Source organism: Samsonia erythrinae (genome assembly GCF_004342665.1).
Classification (GTDB): domain Bacteria; phylum Pseudomonadota; class Gammaproteobacteria; order Enterobacterales; family Enterobacteriaceae; genus Samsonia; species Samsonia erythrinae.
The window spans coordinates 216972-240448 of the sequence record NZ_SMBY01000005.1; the positions used below are offsets into that span (position 1 = coordinate 216972).

General features: G+C 54.3%; 19 protein-coding genes and 1 other RNA gene. 11 read left to right on the forward strand and 9 right to left on the reverse strand.

Annotation, left to right across the window (positions count from 1 at the left end; translation table 11 throughout):
* Positions 1 to 4: 4 nt before the first annotated feature.
* The 5 genes from sufS to sufA all read right to left on the reverse strand — a co-directional run bounded on the left by sufS (position 5) and on the right by sufA (position 5296).
* On the reverse strand, positions 5 to 1228 hold the full coding sequence (gene sufS, locus EDC54_RS10690; protein ID WP_132455985.1) for a cysteine desulfurase SufS: 1224 nt from the start codon (positions 1226 to 1228) through the stop codon (positions 5 to 7).
* Complete coding sequence (gene sufD / locus EDC54_RS10695; protein ID WP_132455987.1) at positions 1225 to 2580, reverse strand: Fe-S cluster assembly protein SufD; 1356 nt, start codon at positions 2578 to 2580, stop codon at positions 1225 to 1227. The genes sufS and sufD overlap by 4 nt, the downstream gene beginning before the upstream one ends.
* Positions 2555 to 3301: a Fe-S cluster assembly ATPase SufC gene (sufC, locus tag EDC54_RS10700; RefSeq protein WP_132455989.1), complete on the reverse strand. Its 747-nt coding sequence runs from the start codon at positions 3299 to 3301 to the stop codon at positions 2555 to 2557. Before sufC ends, sufD begins: the two co-directional genes overlap by 26 nt.
* Before the next feature lie 95 nt (positions 3302 to 3396).
* Positions 3397 to 4896 carry a Fe-S cluster assembly protein SufB gene (gene sufB, locus EDC54_RS10705; RefSeq protein ID WP_132456021.1) on the reverse strand — a complete coding sequence of 500 codons (1500 nt, stop codon included), beginning with the start codon at positions 4894 to 4896 and terminating at the stop codon, positions 3397 to 3399.
* Between the two features lie 28 nt (positions 4897 to 4924).
* Complete coding sequence (gene sufA, locus EDC54_RS10710; RefSeq protein ID WP_132455991.1) at positions 4925 to 5296, reverse strand: Fe-S cluster assembly scaffold SufA; 372 nt, start codon at positions 5294 to 5296, stop codon at positions 4925 to 4927.
* Between the two features lie 425 nt (positions 5297 to 5721).
* Between sufA and EDC54_RS10715 the strand changes: the two genes are divergently transcribed.
* A complete protein-coding gene (locus EDC54_RS10715) occupies positions 5722 to 6123 on the forward strand; it encodes a hypothetical protein (RefSeq protein WP_132456022.1) in 402 nt (133 codons plus the stop codon).
* 35 nt (positions 6124 to 6158) lie between these two features.
* Here the strand turns inward: EDC54_RS10715 and menI are convergent, their stop codons facing one another.
* Both menI and ydiJ read right to left on the reverse strand, forming a co-directional pair.
* Positions 6159 to 6575, reverse strand: a complete 417-nt coding sequence (menI, locus tag EDC54_RS10720; protein ID WP_132455993.1) for a 1,4-dihydroxy-2-naphthoyl-CoA hydrolase — start codon at positions 6573 to 6575, stop codon at positions 6159 to 6161.
* Positions 6575 to 9628 carry a D-2-hydroxyglutarate dehydrogenase YdiJ gene (ydiJ, locus tag EDC54_RS10725; protein WP_132455995.1) on the reverse strand — a complete coding sequence of 1018 codons (3054 nt, stop codon included), beginning with the start codon at positions 9626 to 9628 and terminating at the stop codon, positions 6575 to 6577. The genes menI and ydiJ overlap by 1 nt, the downstream gene beginning before the upstream one ends.
* Before the next feature lie 304 nt (positions 9629 to 9932).
* On the opposite strand from ydiJ, the gene ydiK reads away from it, so the two are divergent.
* From ydiK to apbE, 3 genes are all read left to right on the forward strand, one after another.
* Positions 9933 to 11042: an AI-2E family transporter YdiK gene (gene ydiK, locus EDC54_RS10730; protein ID WP_132455997.1), complete on the forward strand. Its 1110-nt coding sequence runs from the start codon at positions 9933 to 9935 to the stop codon at positions 11040 to 11042.
* Between the two features lie 277 nt (positions 11043 to 11319).
* Positions 11320 to 11431, forward strand: an RNA gene (gene rprA / locus EDC54_RS10735) — antisense sRNA RprA.
* A gap of 93 nt (positions 11432 to 11524) precedes the next feature.
* On the forward strand, positions 11525 to 12568 hold the full coding sequence (gene apbE, locus EDC54_RS10740) for an FAD:protein FMN transferase ApbE (protein WP_132455999.1): 1044 nt from the start codon (positions 11525 to 11527) through the stop codon (positions 12566 to 12568).
* Between the two features lie 201 nt (positions 12569 to 12769).
* Here apbE and ppsA read toward each other — a convergent pair whose 3' ends face one another.
* Entirely contained in the window at positions 12770 to 15148 is a 2379-nt protein-coding gene (gene ppsA, locus EDC54_RS10745) for a phosphoenolpyruvate synthase (RefSeq protein WP_132456001.1), read from the reverse strand.
* 300 nt (positions 15149 to 15448) lie between these two features.
* On the opposite strand from ppsA, the gene ppsR reads away from it, so the two are divergent.
* The 6 genes from ppsR (at position 15449) to EDC54_RS10775 (ending at position 21366) form a co-directional block, all read left to right on the forward strand.
* Positions 15449 to 16270, forward strand: coding sequence for a posphoenolpyruvate synthetase regulatory kinase/phosphorylase PpsR (gene ppsR, locus EDC54_RS10750; RefSeq protein WP_132456003.1), 822 nt, complete (start codon positions 15449 to 15451; stop codon positions 16268 to 16270).
* Positions 16271 to 16460: 190 nt separating this feature from the next.
* Complete coding sequence (locus EDC54_RS10755) at positions 16461 to 17507, forward strand: 3-deoxy-7-phosphoheptulonate synthase (protein WP_132456005.1); 1047 nt, start codon at positions 16461 to 16463, stop codon at positions 17505 to 17507.
* 197 nt (positions 17508 to 17704) lie between these two features.
* A complete protein-coding gene (locus EDC54_RS10760) occupies positions 17705 to 18760 on the forward strand; it encodes a hemin-degrading factor (protein WP_132456007.1) in 1056 nt (351 codons plus the stop codon).
* On the forward strand, positions 18757 to 19575 hold the full coding sequence (locus EDC54_RS10765) for a heme/hemin ABC transporter substrate-binding protein (RefSeq protein WP_132456009.1): 819 nt from the start codon (positions 18757 to 18759) through the stop codon (positions 19573 to 19575). The genes EDC54_RS10760 and EDC54_RS10765 overlap by 4 nt, the downstream gene beginning before the upstream one ends.
* On the forward strand, positions 19572 to 20576 hold the full coding sequence (locus EDC54_RS10770; RefSeq protein ID WP_132456011.1) for a FecCD family ABC transporter permease: 1005 nt from the start codon (positions 19572 to 19574) through the stop codon (positions 20574 to 20576). Before EDC54_RS10765 ends, EDC54_RS10770 begins: the two co-directional genes overlap by 4 nt.
* Positions 20569 to 21366 carry a heme ABC transporter ATP-binding protein gene (locus EDC54_RS10775; RefSeq protein ID WP_132456013.1) on the forward strand — a complete coding sequence of 266 codons (798 nt, stop codon included), beginning with the start codon at positions 20569 to 20571 and terminating at the stop codon, positions 21364 to 21366. Before EDC54_RS10770 ends, EDC54_RS10775 begins: the two co-directional genes overlap by 8 nt.
* 20 nt (positions 21367 to 21386) lie before the next feature.
* Here the strand turns inward: EDC54_RS10775 and EDC54_RS10780 are convergent, their stop codons facing one another.
* Positions 21387 to 22838: a protein adenylyltransferase SelO gene (locus EDC54_RS10780; RefSeq protein WP_132456023.1), complete on the reverse strand. Its 1452-nt coding sequence runs from the start codon at positions 22836 to 22838 to the stop codon at positions 21387 to 21389.
* 236 nt (positions 22839 to 23074) lie between these two features.
* Here EDC54_RS10780 and EDC54_RS10785 point away from each other — a divergent pair, with 236 nt between their 5' ends.
* Entirely contained in the window at positions 23075 to 23341 is a 267-nt protein-coding gene (locus tag EDC54_RS10785; RefSeq protein WP_132456015.1) for a hypothetical protein, read from the forward strand.
* Positions 23342 to 23477: the final 136 nt, after the last annotated feature.

Genomic DNA, 23477 nt, shown 5'->3' on the forward strand with positions numbered 1-23477 from the left:
GCGCTTAACTGCCCAGTAATCGATAGATACGTTGCAATCCGGCAACCAGCCGGTCAATTTCTTCGCGTGTAGTATAAACGGCCAGCGAGGCGCGGCACATACTTGAAACACCGTAGTGTTCCATTAGCGGCATCGCGCAATGGTGGCCGGTGCGAATGGCAATACCGTACCGATCGAGGAAACTGCCAACATCATAGGCGTGGTGCTGCCCAAGATTAAACGCAATAACGCCATGACGCTCAGCGGGGCCATACAGCGTCAGATCCGGCACCTGCGTTAACGCGTCCAGCGCGTACTGCATCAGCGAGGATTCATAGCGTTGAATGTCTTCACGTCCCAACGCTGACACATAATCCAGCGCGGCGCCGAGTCCCATTATGCCCCCGGTATTGGGCGAACCGGCTTCAAAGCGCCACGGTGAATCCGCATAGGTCGTGCCTGTGCGTAGACTCACCTGACGAATCATCGCCCCGCCGCCTTCCCACGGCGGCATAGCCTGAAGAAGGTCTCGTTTGCCATACAGCACGCCAATACCCGATGGGCCGTAGATCTTATGTCCTGAGAAAACAAAGAAATCGCAGTCCAGATCCTGCACATCGACAGGCTGATGCATAATCGACTGCGCGCCGTCGACCAGCACCGCGGCCCCTGCCGCTTTTGCCTGCGCGATGAGGGCTTTTACCGGGTTCAAGGTGCCCAGTACGTTAGATATCTGCGTCACCGCCAGCAGGCGAGTACGTTCATCCAGCAGGCTGGGAAGTTGTGCGACATCCAGCGTGCCATCGTCGGCCAGTGGCAAGACGCGCACCTCAATGCCACGCGCTTCCGCCAGCATCTGCCAGGGGACGATGTTCGCATGGTGCTCCATCTCCGTGATGATGAGGTTATCACCCGGCTGGATGAAGGCGCGGCCATAGCTATTCGCGACCAGATTAATGGCCTCCGTCGTCCCGCGCACGAACACAATCTCTTCGGCTGACGCCGCGTTGATAAAAGCCGCGACCTGCTCACGCACGGCTTCCATCGCGCTGGTTGCCTGCGCGCTCAGCGTATGAATGCCGCGATGGACAGCGGCATACTCATGACGATAGAACGCGGCTTCACGCTCAATCACCGACTGTGGCTTTTGCGCACTGGCGGCGCTATCAAGATAGGCTAACGGCTGACCGTTAATCTCGCTTGCCAGCAGCGGGAAATCGTCACGAACCCGTTCAATTGGAAAATTCATTGCACCGCCTTGCTGTTGTCCGACAGCGCGCTGGGCAAACGCTGCGCGATACGCTTCAGAACCACATCCCGCAGAGACGCATTTTCAATCGCCTCGGTCACCTCCGCCGCGAAAGCGAAGATAATCATCTGCTGCGCATCCTGTTGCGTAATACCTCGGGAGCGCAGATAGAAAAGCTGTTCTTCGTCCATACGGCCAATGGTCGCGCCGTGACTGCATTTCACGTCATCCGCATAGATTTCCAACTGCGGCTTGGTATCGACTTCCGCCAGTCTGCCCAACAGCAGGTTATTATTGGTCATCTGTCCATCGGTTTTCAGCGCATGCGGCGCCACTTTGATCATGCCGTTAAATACCGCTCTGGCGCGATCGTTGACGATGGTTTTATGCAACTGACGGCTTTCGCCATAGCCCTGATTATGCTCCAGATAGGTCCGCGTATCGCACACTTCGCTGCCAACGGGCAGGATCAGGCTGTTTATGGACAGATTCGTGCCTTCGCCGTTCAGTTGCGCGCTGGTATGGTGGCGCGTCAGCCCCGCCCCCAGCAGGAAGCTGTGGCTACGCACTCTGGCATCGCGCGCCAGTACCAGATCGTTGTGCGCGAAGTGATAGCTCGCCGCCGTTTCAAACGCCAGTTTATAGTGGTTAACCTGACTATTTTCTGCCGCACTCACCGTCAGTCGCGCGCCGGTAAAGTGCGCGTGTTCATCCAGGCTGACGTAATGCTCGATAATTTCCGCACTTGCGCCACGTTCAACCGTCAGATGATGGCGGTGATGAATCGTATTCAATGCCGACGCCTGACTACTACTGATATGCAACAGGTAAAGCGGCTTTTCCGCCGTCTGCCCGGCAGCCAGACGAATCAGGGTACGTTCCGCCGCCAGACTTTCGGTCAGATGCAAAAACACCTCAGGCTGAACAGCAGCAGGCAACGCGCCATGCGCATGCGATACCCGTGTATCGATCTGATAAGGCCCCCAGTCGCTATCGCTGAGTTCCGCATTGAAAATGCCGTCAATAAATACCAGACGCCAGCTGTCAACCGGCAAAGACAGCGCATCCAGCACGGCGCGATCGACAGACGGCGCCTGCGCCGCAATAAATTCGTTATTCAGCAGGCCGTCCAGCGGCGTATATTTCCAGTGCTCGTGCTTACGATGCGGCAGACCCAGACGCACCACTTCCTGCCAGTGCTGGCGGGCCTCGTCGGAACGACGTGACGCCTCGCGTTCGAACAGGCTATGCCACTGTTGCAGCGCCTGCTCTTGTCGCTGCGCGATAGTGGTTTTTCCCGCTGCGTTTGTTTCGTTATTCGTGACCTTATTGTTGGTCGGTAAGCCAGCCATAGCCTTGCTCCTCCAACTGTTTCACCAGCGAGAAATCACCGGATTTCACAATGCGCCCCTGATACAGGACGTGAACGTAATCCGGTTTGATGTAGTCAAGAATACGCTGGTAGTGCGTGACGATGATAAACGCACGCTTACCGTCGCGCAGCGAATTCACCCCGTTGGAGACGATTTTTAATGCGTCGATATCCAGCCCGGAGTCCGTTTCATCCAGAATACATAAATCCGGCTCCAGCGCCGCCATTTGGAGAATGTCGTTACGCTTCTTTTCACCACCGGAAAAACCGACGTTGACCGAACGAGTCAACAAATCTTCCGGCATATTCAACAGCTTGATTTTCTCTTCAATAAAGTCGGCGAAGTCGAAACGATCCAGCGGCTCCTGCTCGCGGTATTTACGCACCGCGTTCACCGCCGTTTGCAGGAAAAACTGGTTGCTGACGCCGGGGATCTCGACCGGGTACTGAAACGCCATAAAAACGCCTTCGCCCGCTCGCGCTTCCGGGTCCAGCTCCAACAGATTTTTGCCTTTAAAGCTGACGGAGCCATCCGTCACTTCGTACTCTTCACGCCCGGCCAGCGTCGCGGAGAGCGTACTTTTCCCTGAGCCGTTCGGCCCCATGATGGCATGCACTTCGCCCGGTTTGATCGTGAGATTCAGTCCCTGAATGATCGCTTTGTCTTCTACGCTGACTTTTAAATTTTCGATGCTTAACATGCTTATTCCTTCCAACGCCCGATACGACGAGCGCTTAATGAATTCCGGGACCGATGATTCTCATTATGGGTGTGAAAATCCCGGCGACCGACGAATTATCCCACGCTGTGTTCCAGGCTAATCGCCAGCAACTTTTGTGCTTCCACCGCAAACTCCAGCGGCAGTTCAGAGAAAACATCCTTACAGAATCCGTTAACAATCATTGAGATCGCATCATCCTCGCTGATACCCCGTTGCAGGCAGTAAAACAGCTGATCCTCTCCGATTTTCGAGGTTGTCGCTTCATGCTCCAACTGCGCGGTATTGTTGCGCACCTCCACATAAGGGAATGTGTGTGCGCCGCACTCACTGCCGATCAGCATGGAGTCGCACTGGGTAAAGTTACGCGCGTTGGTGGCGCTCGGCATGATCTTCACCAGACCACGATAGGTGTTCTCACTACGTCCCGCGGAAATCCCTTTGGAGATGATGGTCGAGCGGGTATTTTTACCGATGTGAATCATCTTGGTGCCGGTATCGGCCTGTTGGCGACCATTGGTCAGCGCGACAGAGAAGAATTCCCCCACGGAATGATCACCGCGCAGAATCACGCTTGGGTATTTCCAGGTAATCGCTGAGCCCGTTTCCGACTGCGTCCACGACATTTTTGCATGTTCGCCGGCACAGAGCGCGCGCTTGGTGACAAAATTCAGAATCCCCCCTTCCGCGTCATCTTTACCGGAAAACCAGTTCTGTACCGTGGAGTATTTCACTTCAGCGTTTTTGTTGATGATCACTTCCACCACGGCGGCATGCAGTTGATAGGAGTCACGCACTGGCGCAGAACACCCTTCAATGTAACTAACGTAGCTGTCATCATCGGCGATCAGGATCGTGCGCTCGAACTGTCCGGTTTTCGCCGCATTGATGCGGAAATAGGTCGACAGCTCCATCGGACAACGCACACCTTTGGGGATATAGACAAAGGTGCCGTCAGAGGCCACCGCCGAGTTCAGCGCGGCAAAGAAGTTGTCGTTGGCGGGCACCACGGTGCCGAGGTACTGCCGAACCAGTTCAGGATGTTCCTGAATCGCCTCACTGAAGGAGCAGAAAATAATGCCCTTTTCAGCCAGCTCATCCCGATAGGTGGTTGCAACGGAAACCGAGTCGAAAATGGCGTCAACGGCAACGGCCTGCCCTTCACGCACCGGCACGCCCAGTTGATTAAAGGCATCTTCCACTTCGCTGGTCAGGTAATTATTCACATCCGTAATGCCGGATTGCTGTTTGGCCCCCGGTTCAGAACCACAGCTGTCGTCACAGTGGCCGCAGGAAGGGGCGGAATAATAACTATAATCCTGATAATCGAGCTTCTCGTAATGAGCTTTCAGCCAGTGCGGCTCTTCCATCTCCAGCCACGCTTTGTAGGCGTTAAGACGAAATTCCAGCATCCACTCTGGCTCATTACGTTTTGCCGAGATCGCCCGCACGACATCTTCGTTGATGCCGTGTGCCAATTCGTCCGTCTCCAACTGCGTGAAGAACCCTTCTTTATAACGCCCATCGCCCATCCAGATCTGGACATCATCAGGTACATCTACCGTGCTACGTGCCATAATGCTACGTGCCATAATTTTTCATCACTTAAATGCCAAAGCTTTCGCCACATCCACAAGCATGCTGCGCTTTGGGATTATTAAACTTGAATATCTGATTCAGCCCTTCACGCACAAAATCAAGCTCTGTGCCGTCAATGAAAGGCATCGCTTTGAGCGGGACGAACAGTTTCGCGCCGTCATGCTCAAATACCAGGTCATCTGCTTCGAACGTCTGCACCAGATCCAATACATAGCCAAACCCGGCACAGCCTGACTGTTTCACCGCAAGGCGCAGACCTTTGACGGCCTCATCCTGCTTCATCAGGGTCTTGATCTGCTTTGCGGCGCTGTCCGTCATCGTCAGTCCCTGCCAAACATTTTCTTCCAGTGAAAACGTTCCTACATTTTCCGCTTGCATAAGGCATACCTCATTACGTGTGCTACCAGTTTCATGCTGGTTTCCACTCATGTTAGTGATAATAAAACTCGCTTCAACCTCTTGTTTCGCAGGGCTATTCGTAACATTTCACGTTTCAGCCGGGCAATGGCCCCTGTGTTTTGTTCTTTCGCCCCAAAAGATCGGAGCGAAGAAAACATGTATTCAATTGATAAACAAGGGGTTTAACTCATCGCCTTTGGCTACGTCAGTCAGCATAATTTATCATTTTATTATCATTATTATAACATCCATTGGGGATGCCTATTTATAAAACAGGGAAGGTATATGAAGATTTATATGCTTTTGTTGCGTATTTTTTGTCGCTAAAACTCACTTTGCCCATTGATCACGGTCTTTTTAATAAATATGATAATGATTATCATTTGAATTTCGAGATCGACAACATGCTTTCCGTGAATGCCTGGCTGCAACACCAGATTGACGAGTATAAGTTCCAGATTCGTGATGCCACCGTGGATTTCTACATGGCTGAAGCCCGTCTGAACCGCCCGGGAAGTCATCTTGATCATTTACGCCGCTATCATCAAGCCTGTATGACCATGGTTGAACTTTGCCTGAAAAACGGCGATGACGACAGCTATCTGCATGCGCTGGTCAAGTTGCACAATCGGTTGATTAAAGAGATCAATAATGAAGGGCGCTGTCACCTTTTTCGGGTGCAAAGCTACTACTTCGCCCGCAATACGTTGAAGTCGATCTGCTATCAGTTAAGTATGCAAGGCGCATGGGAGAAAGCCACCGCCTTCCAGAGCGACTTTGTCAAGCGAGTGCCTTTTCTTCCCTGAAGAGGCAAACCGATCAAGAGGCGGGTGCATTACGCTTACGGCGTAATCACCGCCGTCGTCAGACGTGAAACGCAGCACAAACGATTCTGATGATCAAAAATCTCAATCTGCCACACCTGGCTGCGGCGGCCAACATGCAGCGCCCGGCAGACGCCGCGCACCTCGCCATCGCGTACCGCTCTCAAGTGATTGGCGTTGATTTCCAGCCCTATCACCTGCTGCTCCCCTTCAGAGCACAGATACCCCGCGACGGAGCCCAGCGATTCCGCCAGCACGACGGACGCGCCGCCGTGCAGTAAGCCAAATGGCTGACGCGTGCGTGAATCCACCGGCATCACCGCTTCCAGATAATCGTCCGCGATAACGGTGTAGCGAATGCCGACATGGCCGACCATACAGGTTTGACTCTGCTGATTGAGTTGCTCAAGCGTCACCTGTCGTTTCCAACACATCAGATAATCTCCAGCAGCGCCTGTAGCGGGTGACGCAACGCGCGGCCTTCCATACGCTTAACCTGACTGCGGCACGAATACCCCGTGGTCAGACAGCGTTTCTGCGGCAACTTCTGCAACACCTGCTGCCAGGAGAGCGCATAAATTCCCTGCGAATTGACGAGGTTTTTAGTTTCGTGACCGTAGGTTCCCGCCATACCGCAGCACCCCACATTGATGTTCTCCAACTGCGCGCCAAAACGTGAGAAAATATCCGCCCACTGTTTCGTGCTGGCTGGCAGCGCCGTGGTTTCCGTACAGTGCCCCAGCAGATACCAGGCCTCGCCGGTGGCTGGCTGAGGCGCGCTGTCTGCCAGCGCCGTCACCAACCATTCGTGCACCAGTTGCACCTGAAAATCGCCCCGTTTCTCACCCAGAATCTCACGGTATTCATCGCGATAGCACAGCACCAGCGCCGGATCGACTCCCACCATCGGCATGCCTAATCTGGCAACGCGATTGAGGAAATCCGCCGTTTTCGCCGCCGTTTTGGCAAAGCGCTGTAGAAAACCTTTAATATGTTGCGCCTTTCCGTTTGGCGAGAACGGTAACAGCACGGGTTTCAGATCCAGTTTTTCAACCAGATGAACAAAATCCGCCACCACCTGCGCATCGTAATAGCTGGTGAACGGGTCCTGCACAATTAACACATACTGCTGTCGCGCCGATGCCGGCAACTGTTCCAACTGTTCGAGCGTGGTGTTGACGCCGCGATGCCCGGCAAACTGCTGACGCAACGAAGGCGATGACAACAAGGGCAAGTCGACCATCCCAATCTGGCTGCGGCTCAGGTTATTCAGCCACGGCATTTTCAGAAAGAAGTTAAACGTTTTCGGGCTGCGTGCCATCAGTGGCGCATAGCTTTCGACCCCGGCGACCAGATAGTCACGAACCGGACGCAGGTAGCGCGTGTGATACAGTTGCAAGAAGCGGGAACGGAAACCGGGCACGTCAATCTTGATAGGGCACTGCGTTGAACAAGCCTTACATGCCAGACAGCCGGACATCGCGTCTTTCACTTCGTGCGAGAAATCGTAATCCCCCTGTTTAGCCTGCCAGGTGTTGCGGACTTTCTGGATAAAGGCGCGCAGACTCAACTTCTGCTGCGGCAACGTTTTCTCCAACGCCACTGGATCGACGCCCTGCTCCGCCAGCAGGCGTAACCATTCCCGCACCAGCGTCGCCCGACCTTTCGGCGAATGAATTCGGTTGCCGCTGATTTTCATCGACGGACACATTGGGCTACGGGCATCGAAGTTAAAACACAGCCCGTTGCCGTTACATTCCATCGCACCACGAAACGCCGTGCGCACCGTCAGCGGGATCGTACGGTCGAATGTGCCGCGTTTGACCGCATCGACTTTCATCATCGGCGCCTCCACGTCCAACGGCGCACAAATCTTCCCGGGGTTCAGGCGGTTATCGGGATCGAACGCCGCCTTGATGCGACGCAGCTCGGCATACAGTTCTGGCCCAAAGAACTCGGGGCTGTACTCGGCGCGGAAGCCTTTACCGTGCTCGCCCCACAGCAGGCCGCCATATTTGGCCGTCAGCGTTACAATCTGGTCGGAAAGCTGTTTCATCAGCATTTCCTGCTGCGGGTCGCACATGTCCAGCGCCGGACGAACGTGCAGCACCCCGGCGTCCACATGACCAAACATGCCGTATGTCAGGTTGTGGCTGTCCAGCAGCGCGCGGAATTCTTCAATGTAATCCGCCAGATGCTGCGGCGGCACGCAGGTATCTTCTGCAAACGGAATCGGCTTCGCCTGCCCTTTGCTGTTCCCCAGCAGGCCTACGGCTTTTTTCCGCATGGCGTAAATACGTTCGATGCCGGCCAGATCGTTACAGGTCTGATAGCCAATCACGCCGCCCTCTCCGCTGGCTAACAGCGCATCCAGCCGCTGACATAATGCGTCAACCTGCCCGCCGATCAGCGTTTCATCATCGCCCGCGAATTCGACGATATTCAGCCCCAGCATATCCTGATTGGGCACATCGGTAATCAGTTCACTGACGGAATGCCAGACGATATCTTCGCGTGCCAGATTGAGTACTTTGGAATCCACGGTTTCAACAGACAACGCCTTGGCTTCCACCATGAACGGCGCGTTGCGCAGCGCTGAATTGAAAGAGTCATATTTGATATTCACCAGACGGCGAACCTTTGGCAGCGGCGTGATATCGAGCTTCGCTTCGGTAATAAACGCCAGCGTGCCCTCGGCGCCGGTCAGAATACGCGTCAGATCAAAGGTACGGAGATCGTCGCTGAACACATGGCGCAGATCATACCCCGTCAGAAAACGATTCAGCTTCGGGAACTTATTGAAAATCAACTCGCGCTGTTCGCGGCAGCGGTGCAGCACCGTATGGTAAATGCGGCCTGCCGCCGAGTTCTCCTGCGCCAACTGCTCGGCCAGTTCGACCGGCATCGCCTGAGTATCCAGCATCTCACCGCCCAGCAGTACCGCACGCAACCCCAGCACATGGTCTGACGTTTTGCCGTACACCAGCGAACCTTGTCCTGATGCATCGGTATTGATCATGCCGCCCAGCGTCGCCCGGTTGCTGGTCGACAGTTCAGGCGCGAAGAAATAGCCATAAGGTTTAAGGTACTGGTTCAACTGATCTTTAATGACGCCAGCTTCAACCCGCACCCAGCCCTGTTCAGGATTAATCTCCAGAATACGGTTCATGTAGCGCGACATATCCACCACGATACCGCGATTCAACGCCTGACCGTTGGTGCCGGTTCCCCCGCCGCGAGGAGTAAAAGTTAATCCGGAAAAACGCGCCTCACCCGCCAGTCGCGACAATATCGCCACATCGGCGGTTGAGCGGGGAAAGACAACCGCGTCGGGCAAGAGTTGATAAATACTGTTATCCGTCGCCATGGTCAGACGATCGGCATAATCGGTCGCCGTATCGCCCGTGAATCCGAGTTGCTTCAATGCTTCCAGAAAATTAAGCACCGGCTGAGCCAGGCCGGGAGACTGCGTGATCTGTGGGATCATTATTTTTGACCCTGTCCGTACAAGATGGATTTGCCAATATGTCGAGAAAAAGCCGGCAAGGCGCCAGCGATTACCGCCGCCCGGTTAGCGGACGACATCACGTTTTATCACATTTCTCCATCGTGTGCGCTCCCGGATCGGCAAAAACATACAGCGTGTTGGCTATTGGCCGTTTCGCCAACAAAATGTTCAACAGGCTGTCAAAATCCCCGGAAATATCTCATGATGATTTAGCAGTATCCATTATGTTTTACCCATGTTGCCTCGTCTTCAGGCATCTATTTTGCTATTGAGGAACAATGTATTGAGCAAAAATTCTCAGCCCCCCCAATTCGATCTGGCCAGGGTCCTGTTCAGTCTGGCGTTTATCACCATCATGATCATCGCCTGTTTTTGGGTGATACAGCCTTTTATACTGGGGTTCTCCTGGGCGTGTATGGTGGTGATTGCCACCTGGCCGCTGCTGATCAAAATCCAGGCACTACTCTGGGGACGCCGTTCTCTCGCCGTCGTCGCTATGACATTGCTGCTTATCCTGTTATTTGTTGTCCCGATCGCGATTCTCGTCAGTAGCGTAGTGGATAACAGTTCAGCATTAATGAACTGGGGAGCCAGACAGGAAAACTTCACCCCGCCGACGCTGGAGTGGCTAACCTCAATTCCCCTCGTCGGGGACAAGCTGTTCAACAGCTGGCAGATGCTCCTGCAAAGCGGCGGCAGCGGTCTGTTTACCAAAGTGCAACCCTATTTCGGCAAAACCGCCACCTGGTTGGTGGCGCAGGCCGCGCATGTCGGGCGCTTCCTGATGCACTGTTCGCTGATGCTTATCTTCAGCGCCCTGCTGTACTACAAGGGTGAGGCCGTTGCGAAATCTGTACGGCACTTTGCTATCCGGCTGGGACAGGAGCGCGGCGATGCCGCCGTGATTCTGGCGGCGCAGTCAATTCGGGCCGTCGCATTGGGCGTGGTCGTCACCGCCATCGTACAATCGGTATTAGGCGGCATTGGCCTGGCGATATCCGGCATCCCCTACACCACGCTCTTGACCGTTCTGATGTTTCTGTTTTGTCTGGCGCAGTTGGGGCCGCTCCCGGTGCTTATCCCTGCCATTATCTGGCTGTATTGGAGCGGCGAGACGAGCTGGGGCACTATCCTGTTGATCTGGAGCTGTGTCGTCGGAACGATCGACAACGTCATTCGCCCGGTTCTCATTAAAATGGGCGCCGATCTTCCGATGTTGCTGATACTCTCTGGCGTCATTGGCGGTTTACTGGCCTTTGGCATGATCGGATTGTTTATCGGCCCGGTCGTTCTCGCCGTTTCCTACCGCCTGCTGTTCGCCTGGATGCGTGAAATCCCCGAACCGCAGAGCATCATCTCGGTGAATACGTCAAATCTGCCTGACAAAAAGTGATCGCGGCAATCCCTCTGTATATGTGGGCAATGGATTGCCCCTTCTCTGCGCATTTAGCGTTATGTCGTCGCCATTTCCCCTTCACGGTTCAATAGGTAAAAATAGCTAATGTTTTTGCCTCTATTTTTAGGGATTAATCCTAAAAAACCTGATATCGTTTCTTAATCGCATTAATTTTATTGACTATAGAAAAATTAAGAAAAGAACATTCTTAAAATAAATTAACGATTAAGAGGATTCTTAATGACCCGACAGTCTGCAATCCCTAAGGTAAGCACCGGAGCTAGTTTTAATCTACTGTTCGTTAATGAGGATTCCTCCTCGTCAGAATGTGTAACGAATTGCTGTGTGTAGTCTTTACCCATCCCCTGAGATGGGTTTTTTTTTGCCCGTGATTTCTCTTCGATGACATTGCAGTTCATTCCTTTTTTGCTACTCTCCCGTTTGCCCGCCATCGGTTCAGATTATTTCAGGAGTTTTGCATGCCGTTCCCCACCGTAAAGCGCTTACTCTTCTGGGGCTTATTCAGCTTGCTGACAGCCTGCGACAATACAACGCCAACCCAGCGCCCTTTGTTGACCATTGAAGGCAAGACGATGGGAACGTTTTACAGTGTAAAAATCAGCGGCGACATCGCTGAAGACAGAACACAGCTACAGCAGGAAATCGACGCGCTGCTGGAGCAGGCCAACAATGATATCTCCACCTATCGCGACCAGTCCGTTTTATCCCGCTTCAATCAGTATCGGGGGACGGCGCCGCAGCCAATCCCCCGCGGAATGGCGGACATCATTCTGGTCGCACAGCGGATTGGCCGGGCCACGCATGGTGCGATGGATATCACCGTCGGCCCGCTGGTCAACCTGTGGGGATTCGGCCCACAGAAACAGCCCGTGCAGCTTCCCAGCCAACAGCAGATCGATTCAGCGCGGCAAAAAGTCGGGCTGCATCATCTGAAGCTGATTAGTGACGAGAAAGGCGAGTGGATTCAAAAAGATCTTCCGGATTTGTACGTCGATCTCTCCACGCTTGGCGAAGGCTACGGCGCAGATCTTCTCGCGCAGTTGATGCTGCGTAAAGGGATCGCGAATTATCTGGTTTCTGTCGGCGGGGCGATCTCCAGCCGAGGCGTGAATGCAGAAGGTATACCGTGGCGCGTGGCGATCCAGAAACCGACCGATCGCGAGAACGCAATGCAGGCGGCGGTGAATTTGCAGGGCTACGCCATCAGCACATCCGGCAGCTATCGCAATTATTTTGAGGACGGGGGCAAACGCTACTCCCATATTATCGACCCCGCGACCGGCAAACCGATTACGCACCGCTTGGTTTCTGCGACCGTTATTGCACCAACGGCGTTGGAGGCCGACGGCTGGGATACCGGCTTAATGGTGTTGGGAACGGAGAAAGCGTTGGCGCTGGCGAAACAACAAGGGCTGGCGGTGTATCTCATCACTAAAACGGATGAGGGGTTCGATGCTGTAATGACGCCGCAGTTTAAATCCTTCCTGATTACGGCACAGTAAGAAATGGCCAAACGAATAAAAATCCCATCGTGATAAGGACGAGATACATGGAGCGGTTCAACCACCACCGCCCCATGACCCCAGGCTATTCGCGAAAATCGCGACGCGATACCTTCGGCGTTCGTGACCGCAGCCCGGTCCGCCTCAGCACGATGATTACGCGAATAAAAAATACATCAGTATCTAAAAATTCATCTCAGACTAGTTGTGCTCCGCCAGATTCAGCCAGGTCTGCACCACGGTATCCGGGTTGAGCGACAGGCTATCAATCCCCTGCTCCATCAGCCAGATAGCAAAGTCCTCGTGGTCGGACGGACCCTGACCGCAAATACCGACGTATTTCCCCTGCTTCTTGGCGGCTTTGATCGCCATCGACAGCAGCGCTTTCACCGCATCGTTGCGTTCATCAAACAGCGACGATACCACGCCGGAATCGCGATCCAGCCCCAGCGCCAGCTGCGTCATATCGTTGGATCCGATGGAGAAGCCATCAAAGTGTTGCAGGAATTCATCGGCCAACAGCGCGTTCGATGGAATCTCGCACATCATGATTATCTTCAGGCCATCCTCACCGCGGCGCAACCCTTGGCTCGCCAGTTCGGCGATGACGGCCTCCGCTTGCGCTACGGTACGAACGAAGGGAACCATGATCTCCACGTTCTTCAACCCCATAACGTTACGCACGCGTTTAACCGCTTCACATTCCAGCGCAAAACAGGCCTTGAAATCCGCTGAAACGTAACGGCCTGCGCCGCGGAAACCCAGCATCGGGTTTTCTTCTTCCGGCTCATAGCGCTCGCCGCCAACCAGATTCGCATACTCATTCGATTTAAAATCGGACAGGCGAACGATAACGCGCTTCGGCGCGAACGCCGCGGCCAGCGTGGCAATCCCTTCCGTCAGGCGGCCAACGTAAAATTCCACCGGATCGTCATAGCCCTGCATCAGCGCGTTGATTTCACGTTGCAGTTCCGGCGTTTGCTGGTCGAATTCCAGCAGCGCTCTGGGATGCACGCCAATCATGCGGTTGATGATAAATTCCAGACGCGCCAGACCCACGCCGTCGTTTGGCAGGCAGGCGAAGTCAAACGCCCGATCCGGGTTACCCACATTCATCATCACTTTCAGCGGCAGCGCGGGCATTTCATCAATCTGCGAACTCTTAACGGAAAAATCCAGCAGATCCTGATACACATAGCCCGTATCACCTTCCGCGCAGGACACCGTCACTTTTTGCCCATTGCGCAGACGATCCGTCGCGTCGCCACAGCCCACCACCGCCGGGATCCCCAGCTCGCGGGCGATGATCGCCGCATGGCAGGTGCGTCCGCCGCGATTGGTCACGATCGCCGCCGCTTTTTTCATGATCGGTTCCCAGTCCGGGTCGGTCATGTCGGTCACCAGCACATCACCCGCGTTGATCAGGTGCATCTCGCTGATGTCCTGAATCATTTTTACTTCACCCGCGCCAATGCGGTGGCCGATAGCACGGCCTTCCACCAGCACGGTACCGCTGGCAGGCAGGTGATAGCGCTCCATGACCTGACCGTTGGAACGCACGGTTTCCGGGCGAGCCTGCACAATGTAGAGCTTACCGGTGTGGCCATCTTTCGCCCACTCGATGTCCATCGGGCGACCATAGTGTTTCTCAATCAGCAGCGCCTGACGGGCCAGCGCTTCCACTTCATCATCCGTTAGGCTGAAACGGGCGCTTTGTTCTGCCGGTACGTCTTCAATTCGCACCTGCTTGCCGTGTTCCTGACTCGCGGCATACACCATCCGGATTTTTTTCGATCCCATGTTACGACGCACAATCGCCGGCCTGTTGTTCTGCAAGGTCGGCTTGTGGACATAGAATTCATCCGGGTTTACCGCGCCCTGCACCACCATTTCACCCAGCCCGTAAGCGGAAGTGATGAACACAACCTGATCGAAGCCGGATTCGGTATCAATGGTAAACATCACGCCTGCCGACGCCAGATCGGAACGCACCATACGCTGCACGCCCGCCGACAGCGCTACGCCGCGATGGTCGTAGCCCTGATGCACGCGATAGGAGATAGCGCGATCGTTAAACAGCGAGGCAAACACGTGCTTCACGGCGACCATTACCGCGTCAATACCTTGTACGTTCAGGAACGTTTCCTGTTGTCCGGCAAAGGACGCATCCGGCATATCCTCCGCCGTTGCGGAAGAACGTACGGCAAACGAAGCGCCTTCTTCACCTTCAGACAATTGTTGATAGGCATCGCGGATCGCGTTCTCCAGCTCCGGCTGGAACGGCGTATCAATAATCCACTGGCGAATCTGCGTGCCGGCATCCGCCAGTTGATTCAGATCGTCAATATCGGTGCGATCAAGCAACGCATAAATACGCTGGTTAATCCCGCTTTGATTAAGAAAATCATTAAACGCCTGTGCCGTTGTCGCAAAGCCGTTGGGGACTGCCACGCCCAGTTCTGAAAGGTTGGTGATCATTTCACCCAGGGAGGCGTTTTTGCCGCCCACCCTTTCAACGTCGTGCATACCAAGCTGGTTATACCAAAGGACATTACGCAAATCAGGGCCGTTATTGGACATCGAAAATAATCCTTTCTGCATACAATTAGGGTATGAAAGAGTTCGGTTGAGGATCGCCTCAACGTAATCAGACTAGCATAGCGTTTTGATGAACATGGACAGGTGAATCGTTCAACCTATGAAAAAAAACCGATCTCACTGTGAATGATTGCTTAACGCGGTAAAAATCCAATATCGTAGGAGATTAGCATTCTTTATCAAAAATATATTGAAAAGGCGTTTCAATAAAATAGTTACCAAACTACCAATTTTGACGACGTTAATGTATCCAGTCGGTCAGAAAAATTACAAGGGGGTTGTGTGGAAAGAAGCGTATTTTATGTCTCAGACGGGACGGCGATTACGGCAGAAGTCCTGGGTCATGCTGTGCTGTCGCAGTTCCCGGTGAGCACGGTGAGCTATACGTTGCCTTTCGTTGAAAGCGAAGCGCGCGCCATGGCCGTATGCGAACAGATTAATACGTTATACCAACAAACGGGCTTACGACCTCTGGTATTTTACTCCATCGTCACCCCAACCGTCCGTGACATCATTACCCGCAGCGAAGGATTCTGTCAGGATATCGTTCAGGCTCTGGTCGCCCCTTTACAGAAAGAGTTGAACACGCCTCCGACGCCGGTTGCCAACCGCACTCACGGCTTAACCGCCAACAACCTGAGTAAATACGATGCGCGTATCGCCGCTATCGACTACACGCTGGCGCACGACGACGGCATTTCGCTGCGCAATCTCGATCAGGCGCAGGTCATTCTTCTGGGCGTTTCACGCTGTGGCAAAACGCCGACCAGTCTGTATCTGGCCATGCAGTTCGGCATCCGCGCCGCCAACTATCCTTTTATCGCCGATGATATGGACAATTTACGCCTGCCCGATGCGCTGAAACCCTTCCAGCACAAACTGTTCGGTCTCACCATTGATGCCGAACGGCTGGCAGCGATTCGGGAAGAGCGCCGGGGCAATAGCCGCTATGCGTCTCTGCGCCAGTGCCGTATGGAGCTCAGTGAGGTTGAGGCGCTGTTTCGCAAACACCAGATTAAGTACCTTAATACCACCAATTATTCCGTTGAAGAAATTTCCGCCAAAATCATCGACATTCTCGGCATGAGCAGAAGAATGTACTAGTACATGATGGTTTTTTTTGTCCTGATGCGGTTGTAATGCGCGCGATTTCGTTTATTGTGTGCCTATCACTTCCCGGCTTTCGCCGCTGAGAAGCAACCCATTTAGTTGAAAATATCGTCTAAAAACGCTGTCATGCCCACGTTTTTCAGCAATGACAGATTTTCGACTTGACCGTATTCAGAGACAAAACATGTTACCAACAGATGAACTGCGGAGCGCACGCATCGCGGGTCTGGTCACGCCTCAAACGTTACTCGCCAGACTCCCGATCACCCCTGCCGTTGCCGAAAATGTGACCCTGTCACGAAAAAAAATTGAAGCCATTCTTACCGGACAAGATCCTCGCCTGCTCGTCGTGATTGGCCCCTGTTCGATCCATGACACCGATAGCGCGTTAGATTATGCGCACCGTCTGGCTGCCCTACGCACGCGGTATCAGGACAGGCTGGAGATCGTCATGCGCACCTACTTTGAAAAACCGCGCACGGTGGTAGGCTGGAAGGGACTTATTTCCGATCCCGCGCTCAATGGAACATTCCAGGTAAATGAAGGGCTGGAGATTGCACGCCGCCTGCTGCTGGACGTCAACCAGCTTGGACTGCCGACCGCCACGGAATTTCTCGATATGGTCACCGGCCAATATATCTCCGACTTAATTAGCTGGGGGGCGATTGGCGCGAGAACCACCGAAAGCCAGATCCACCGGGAAATGGCCTCCGCGCTATCCTGCCCTGTCGGTTTCAAAAACGGAACGGACGGCAATACGCGCATCGCCGTCGATGCCATCCGCGCCGCCCGCGCCCAACACATGTTCCTCTCGCCGGATAAACAGGGATTCATGTCGGTTTACAAAACGCAGGGCAATCCGTTTGGCCATATTATTATGCGCGGGGGAAAAACGCCGAATTATTACGCGGAAGATATCTCCGCCGCCTGTGAGCAGTTGCGGAAATTTTCATTGCCGGAGTATCTGGTGATCGACTTCAGCCATGCCAATTGCCAGAAACAACACCGGCGTCAGCTTGACGTCGCCGATGATATTTGCCGGCAAATTCGCGCCGGATCGCGCGCGATTGCCGGCATCATGGCAGAAAGCTTCTTAATCGAAGGTCACCAGCCTGCCCACAACCCTCTGGCATTAACGTATGGTCAATCCATCACCGATCCCTGCCTGAGCTGGCAGGATAGCGAAACCCTGCTGGCGCGTCTGGCGGAAGCCATCGATAGCCGTTTTTAACCGGAAACACGCAGACGCAACATCCATCCGGTGTTGCGCTGCGAAATATCACGCCCGCGTAAATCTTTCCCCCGCCAGCAACGCCTCTATTCCAATGTCAACGTATTAAAAAATTTTACTTGAGGTTGAGCTCTTGTTACATGAAAATGATTATCATTCGTCATGATGATAATACGATAACGACTGGGGGTAGCAAAATGCAGACGACCATTTATCAACAATATCAGCAGGCCAAAGCTGAACATCCGCGTAAATACGCTCGCGATCTGGCCACGCAACTTGGCATCAGCGAAGCTGAGCTCAGCCATGCCCGCGTCGGACACGATGCGCGGCGTCTTCAGGGCGACGCCAAAGCCTGGCTGAACGCACTGGAGCCCGTGGGTAACACCAAGTCGATTACGCGTAATGAATATGCCGTGCATGAGCATACGGGCTGCTATCAAAACCAGCACCTTGATGGTCATGCAGGGCTGATTCTTAATCCGCGCGAGCTGGATCTGCGCCTGTTCCTCTCTCAGTGGGCTTCAGCCTTTGCGCTGCGAGAGAACACTCCGCACGGGGAACGGCAGAGCGTTCAATTCTTCGATCATCAGGGTGATGCCATTCTGAAGGTTTACGCTACGGATACCACGAATAGGGTCGCCTGGCAGCAATACATTGAGACATTTGCCACCAGCGAAAACCCGGCGCTGCGGCTTCTGCCGCCGTCAGCCGATAGCGCAGTGGCCAGACAGGCCGTTACCCATAATCCCCAGCTTGAAGCGGAATGGCGGGCGATGACGGATGTACACCAGTTTTTCACCCTGCTAAGACGCTATAATCTTACGCGTCAGCAGGCGTTTCGCTCCGTCGCGAACGATCTGGCCTATCGTGTTGAGAATGATGCGCTGTCGCAGATCCTGTTTAGCGCACGCGACAATCAGAACGAAATCATGGTGTTTGTCGGTAATCGCGGCTGTGTACAAATCTTCACCGGCGTGCTTGAGCGAGTGGAACGTCTGGAACAGCACGCGGAATGGATGAATATCTTCAATAAAAATTTCACGCTGCATCTGCTCGAAGGCGCTATCGCCGAGAGCTGGGTCACACGTAAACCGACGGCGGACGGTATCGTGACCAGCCTTGAACTCTATGCCGCGGACGGCACTCAAATCGCACAACTTTTCGGGCAGCGTACCGAAGGCATGCCCGAACAACGTCTGTGGCGCGATCAGGTCGACGCCTTGAAACCGTATAAGGATCTCGCCGCATGAAAAACTGGTTATTCCCACTGATGTTAACGCTCCCGCTGGGCGCGTCCGCGGCCGAGCGTATTGTTTCTATTGGCGGCGATGTCACGGAAATTATCTACGCGCTGGGCGCAGAGAACGATCTGGTTGCACGCGACAGCACCAGCCTGCACCCGGAATCCGTGAAAAAACTGCCTGACGTGGGCTACATGCGTCAGCTCAACGCGGAAGGGATTCTGGCCATGAAACCCTCTTTGGTGGTCGCCAGCGATCTGTCACAACCCTCGCTCATCCTGCAACAGGTGAAAGACAGCGGCACGAAGGTGGTTAACGTACCTGCCCAACACGCTCTTGACGTCGTGCCGCAGAAAATCGGCGTCATCGCCCAGGCGTTGGGAAAAGAGGCTGAGGGTAAAAAACTGGCGGAAACCTTTCAGCAGCAGTTGGCCTCCGTGAAAACCTCGCCGCTGCCGGTTAATGTGCTGTTTATTCTCAGCCACGGCGGTATGAGCGCGATGGCCGCAGGAAAAAACACGCCGGCGGACACGATTATTCGCCATACCGGGTTGAAGAACGCCATGCAAAACGTTGAACGCTACCAGCCGCTGTCGCAGGAAGGCGTGATCGCCAGCGCGCCTGACCTGATTTTGATCTCCAGTCAGGGCTTGAAAACGCTGGGCGGCGAGGCGCAGGTATGGCAATTACCGGGGCTGGCAATGACGCCCGCTGGCAAAAACCATCGCCTGCTGGTGGTCGACGATATGGCAATGCTCAGCTTCACTCTGGCAACGCCCGCGCTGATGGCGACATTACGTCAGACCGCCGAAGCGATAAAATGACCTCTCGTTTTCATCCGCGTTATGGGTTGATCGCGCTGCTGTTACTTATGGTGGCGCTCATGCTGTGCGCCGCCAATATGGGCGCGCTGACACTGTCATTTCAAACGCTCTGGCACACGCCGCTTGACGATCCGCTCTGGCATATCTGGCTGAATATCCGCGTTCCCCGCGTACTACTCGCGATACTCGTCGGCGGCGCGCTGGCCTGTTCCGGCGCAATAATGCAAGGGCTGTTTCGCAACCCGCTCGCGGACCCCGGACTGTTGGGGATCAGCAGTGGCGCAGCACTCTGTGTAGCGCTGACTCTCGTGCTGCCGCTTGGCCTTCCCCCGCTGCTGGCGCTTTACGGCCCAATGTTCGCAGCCTTCGCCGGCAGCCTGGCGATTACCGTCATCATTTTTATCCTCAGTCGCGCCGAACAAGGGGGATTAACACGGCTGCTGCTGGCCGGTATCGCGCTTAATGCGTTGTGTATTGCCTTAATCGGCGTGTTGACCTACATCAGCACCGACCAACAGTTACGTCAGTTCTCGCTATGGGGCATGGGGAGTCTTGGGCAGGCGCAGTGGCCGATGCTGGTGGTGGCCAGTACGTTGGTCATCCCCGCGATGATCGCCACCTTGTACTCTGCACGTCGTCTGAACGTGTTGCAGTTAGGGGATGAAGAAGCCCATTATCTTGGCGTCAACGTGAAGCGCACCCAGCACATTCTGCTACTACTCAGCTCGCTGCTGGTGGGCGTCGCCGTAGCGGTCAGCGGCGTAATCGGGTTCATCGGGCTCATCATCCCGCACCTGATGCGTTTGCATCTGGGGGCCGATCACCGCTGGCTCATCCCCGCCTCCATCCTTGGCGGTGCCTGTCTGCTGCTGTTTGCCGATACGCTGGCGCGCACGCTGCTTGCGCCGGCGGAAATGCCCGTTGGACTATTAAGCAGTATTATTGGCGGCCCCTACTTCCTGTGGCTGATCGTTCAGCGTAAAGGACGTGTGCATGATTGACTTAACGCCTGAACGGGGATTAATTGCACGTCATTTACGTCTGCAACGCAATGGTCACTCTCTGACGGATGACGTTTCTCTGGAACTACACGGTGGAGAAATCGTCGCGATTATCGGCCCTAACGGCGCTGGCAAATCCACGCTGCTTCGTTTACTGACCGGGTATTTAACCCCGGATGAGGGGGAATGTCTGTTGGCCGGAAGGCCCCTTTCAGACTGGCAACCCGGCGCGTTGGCGAAAACACGCGCCGTCATGCGCCAACATAGCGATATAGCGTTTGCATTTAGCGTGCAGGATATTGTCGCCATGGGCCGTACCCCTCACGGGCGCAACCGCAAAAATGATGACGTCATAGAACAAGTCATGGCGCAAACGGGCTGTCTTGAACTGGCGGGGCGGGACTATCGCCATCTTTCCGGCGGAGAACAGCAACGTGTGCAACTGGCGCGCGTACTGGCGCAGTTGTGGCATCCAGAGCCTACGCCGGGTTGGCTATTTCTCGATGAGCCGACGTCAGCGCTGGATCTATACCATCAACAGCACCTCTTACGGTTGCTCAAGCAGCTCACGCGTGAACAGCCCTTAGCCGTGTGCTGCGTCCTGCACGATCTGAATCTGGCGGCACTCTACGCCGACCGCATTCTGCTATTACACCAAGGGAAACTGGTCGCAGAAGGTTCCCCCGCGCAAGTCCTCCAGACAGAAACATTAACCCGCTGGTATCGAGCCGAACTCAGCGTCGGCTCCCACCCTGACTACCCCATTCCTCAGGTTTATCTGCGGCAATAGCCCGCCCTTCTCTTCCCCGCTCAGCTGGAACAGGAAATGTCCAGATGCTTACCCCATTCCGGCGGCAACGCGGCCAAATCGTCCATGTCAGGCTGTTCACCATAAGGTCGACACAGGGCGTGATGAAGACGCGCTAATACGCTGACGTCATCATTTTCCGCTCGTTCAATCGCCATTTGCGCCAGATAATTACGCAGAATATATTTCGGGTTCGTCGCATTCATCAGGCTGCGGCGTTCCTCATCCCCCTGCTCTTCCTGCATCAGCCTCTGACGATAGATCGCATACCAGCTGTCGAATGCCGTTCGGTCGATGAATTCATCACGGAGCGGCGAGCGTAATGCCTGCTTCTCGCTCGCCGCCAGCAGACGAAATGTTCGAGTGTAATCGCGGCCTTCCTGCTGCATCAAACGCAACAGCCCCACCAGCACGTCATTGTCGTCGTGACTGGCCGTAAAAAAGCCCAACTTGGCACGCATCAATATGCCATATTGCCGCATCAACGCCGGTTCATAGCGTGCAAGCGCGCGTTCCAGCGTTTCTGTGTCTATCAGACCCGACAAGGCCTGAGCCAGCCGGTGTAGATTCCACAGGCCGACGGCTGGCTGATTGTCAAAGGCATAGCGTCCTCGATGATCGGAATGATTACAGATAAAACCCGGCTGATAGTCATCCAGAAAACCATAAGGGCCGTAGTCAATCGTTAGCCCGAGAATCGACATATTATCGGTATTCATTACGCCGTGTGAAAAACCAACCGCTTGCCAATGCGCAATCAAACGAGCGGTACGCTCCACCACATCACCGAACCACCGCTCATAGCGATCGGCATCGTTTTGCCACTGCGGCCAGTGGCGGGCAATCACATACTCAGCCAACTGCCGTACCTTATCCGGCTCACGGCGATAAAAAACGTGTTCGAAGTGGCCGAAACGAATATGGCTTTCTGCTACGCGCAGCAGCATCGCGCCTTTCTCTTCTCGCTCACGGTGTACGGCGTGTTCGCTGGTAACAATCGTCAACGCGCGCGTGGTGGGAATCCCCAAATGGTGCATCGCTTCCGAAGCGAGAAATTCACGAATCACCGAACGCAGCACCGCACGCCCATCCCCCATGCGCGAATAAGGCGTCAGCCCGGCCCCCTTCAGGTGCCAGTCCATGCTGCGCCCATCCGCCAGCTGTTGTTCTCCGAGCAGAATGCCACGACCGTCGCCAAGTTGGCCGGCCCACACGCCAAACTGGTGACCGCTATAAACCTGCGCCAACGGTTCCATGCCCGGCAGCAAACGCGCGCCGCTCCAGACGGCGTCATGTTCCGGCGTAAACCAATCGGAAGACAACCCAAGCTCTGCCGCCAATCCCTCGCTATGATAAAGCAGGCGAGCGCCACGCAGCGGCGTCGGCTGTAGCGCGGTATAGAAATCCGGTAGTTGATGGAAATAGTGATTTTTGAATAACGGTGTTGGCTGCATCATGTCTCCCTGATAGCCCCCCTGCTCAAGGTGAAGAAAGCCACATGCTGACGGCGGGAATGCAGAAAGTGTAGAGTGATGGCGCAGAAATTAACACGGAAGAAAAGCAGGGATATTATTTTTCGAGTTAGCACGATTAAGAATTATCTGTTTTTTTCTAGCCATCCATCCAGACTTGAACTTCATAATGTTGAAAGATTCAAACCCTAATAACCACAAATTGAAAGGGGTATTCTATGAAAAAAGTAATTTTAGCATCAACATTGGTCCTACCGTTTATATCCGGCTCGGCGTTTGCCGAATCCAACGCTATTGAACAATGTGCAAAATTGTTACCCGAAGATGGAAAAAAATATAACGTATCGTTATCCGTTGATATCACAGTAGACAGAACCGCTCAAAGTGAGCTGAATATCAGCGATGAAACTAAGAAGCCACTTTCAGAAGATGAACGGGTCAAAACGAAGCCGTTTGTTGAGTGCATAAAAAACATACTCAAATAAAAACCTGCGGAGCCTGTCCGTAATTCTGTGTAATTGCCACCGTATTAAAGGTGAGCGCTCAGGCGGTCACCGAACTCGATAATAAAACGGCTCATCGCCAGCCGCCAGTTCTGGATCGGCATACTCCATTTTTTCG

Excerpts from the sequence above, each read along its gene's own strand:
- sufS (WP_132455985.1), bottom strand. The coding sequence starts at position 1,228 with ATGAATTTTCCAATTGAACGGGTTCGTGACGATTTCCCGCTGCTGGCA.
- sufD (WP_132455987.1), bottom strand. The coding sequence starts at position 2,580 with ATGGCTGGCTTACCGACCAACAATAAGGTCACGAATAACGAAACAAAC.
- sufC (WP_132455989.1), bottom strand. The coding sequence starts at position 3,301 with ATGTTAAGCATCGAAAATTTAAAAGTCAGCGTAGAAGACAAAGCGATC.
- sufB (WP_132456021.1), bottom strand. The coding sequence starts at position 4,896 with ATGGCACGTAGCACGGTAGATGTACCTGATGATGTCCAGATCTGGATG.
- sufA (WP_132455991.1), bottom strand. The coding sequence starts at position 5,296 with ATGCAAGCGGAAAATGTAGGAACGTTTTCACTGGAAGAAAATGTTTGG.
- EDC54_RS10715 (WP_132456022.1), top strand. The coding sequence starts at position 5,722 with ATGCTTTCCGTGAATGCCTGGCTGCAACACCAGATTGACGAGTATAAG.
- menI (WP_132455993.1), bottom strand. The coding sequence starts at position 6,575 with ATGTGTTGGAAACGACAGGTGACGCTTGAGCAACTCAATCAGCAGAGT.
- ydiJ (WP_132455995.1), bottom strand. The coding sequence starts at position 9,628 with ATGATCCCACAGATCACGCAGTCTCCCGGCCTGGCTCAGCCGGTGCTT.
- apbE (WP_132455999.1), top strand. The coding sequence starts at position 11,525 with ATGCCGTTCCCCACCGTAAAGCGCTTACTCTTCTGGGGCTTATTCAGC.
- ppsA (WP_132456001.1), bottom strand. The coding sequence starts at position 15,148 with ATGTCCAATAACGGCCCTGATTTGCGTAATGTCCTTTGGTATAACCAG.
- EDC54_RS10755 (WP_132456005.1), top strand. The coding sequence starts at position 16,461 with ATGTTACCAACAGATGAACTGCGGAGCGCACGCATCGCGGGTCTGGTC.
- EDC54_RS10760 (WP_132456007.1), top strand. The coding sequence starts at position 17,705 with ATGCAGACGACCATTTATCAACAATATCAGCAGGCCAAAGCTGAACAT.
- EDC54_RS10765 (WP_132456009.1), top strand. The coding sequence starts at position 18,757 with ATGAAAAACTGGTTATTCCCACTGATGTTAACGCTCCCGCTGGGCGCG.
- EDC54_RS10770 (WP_132456011.1), top strand. The coding sequence starts at position 19,572 with ATGACCTCTCGTTTTCATCCGCGTTATGGGTTGATCGCGCTGCTGTTA.
- EDC54_RS10775 (WP_132456013.1), top strand. The coding sequence starts at position 20,569 with ATGATTGACTTAACGCCTGAACGGGGATTAATTGCACGTCATTTACGT.
- EDC54_RS10780 (WP_132456023.1), bottom strand. The coding sequence starts at position 22,838 with ATGCAGCCAACACCGTTATTCAAAAATCACTATTTCCATCAACTACCG.
- EDC54_RS10785 (WP_132456015.1), top strand. The coding sequence starts at position 23,075 with ATGAAAAAAGTAATTTTAGCATCAACATTGGTCCTACCGTTTATATCC.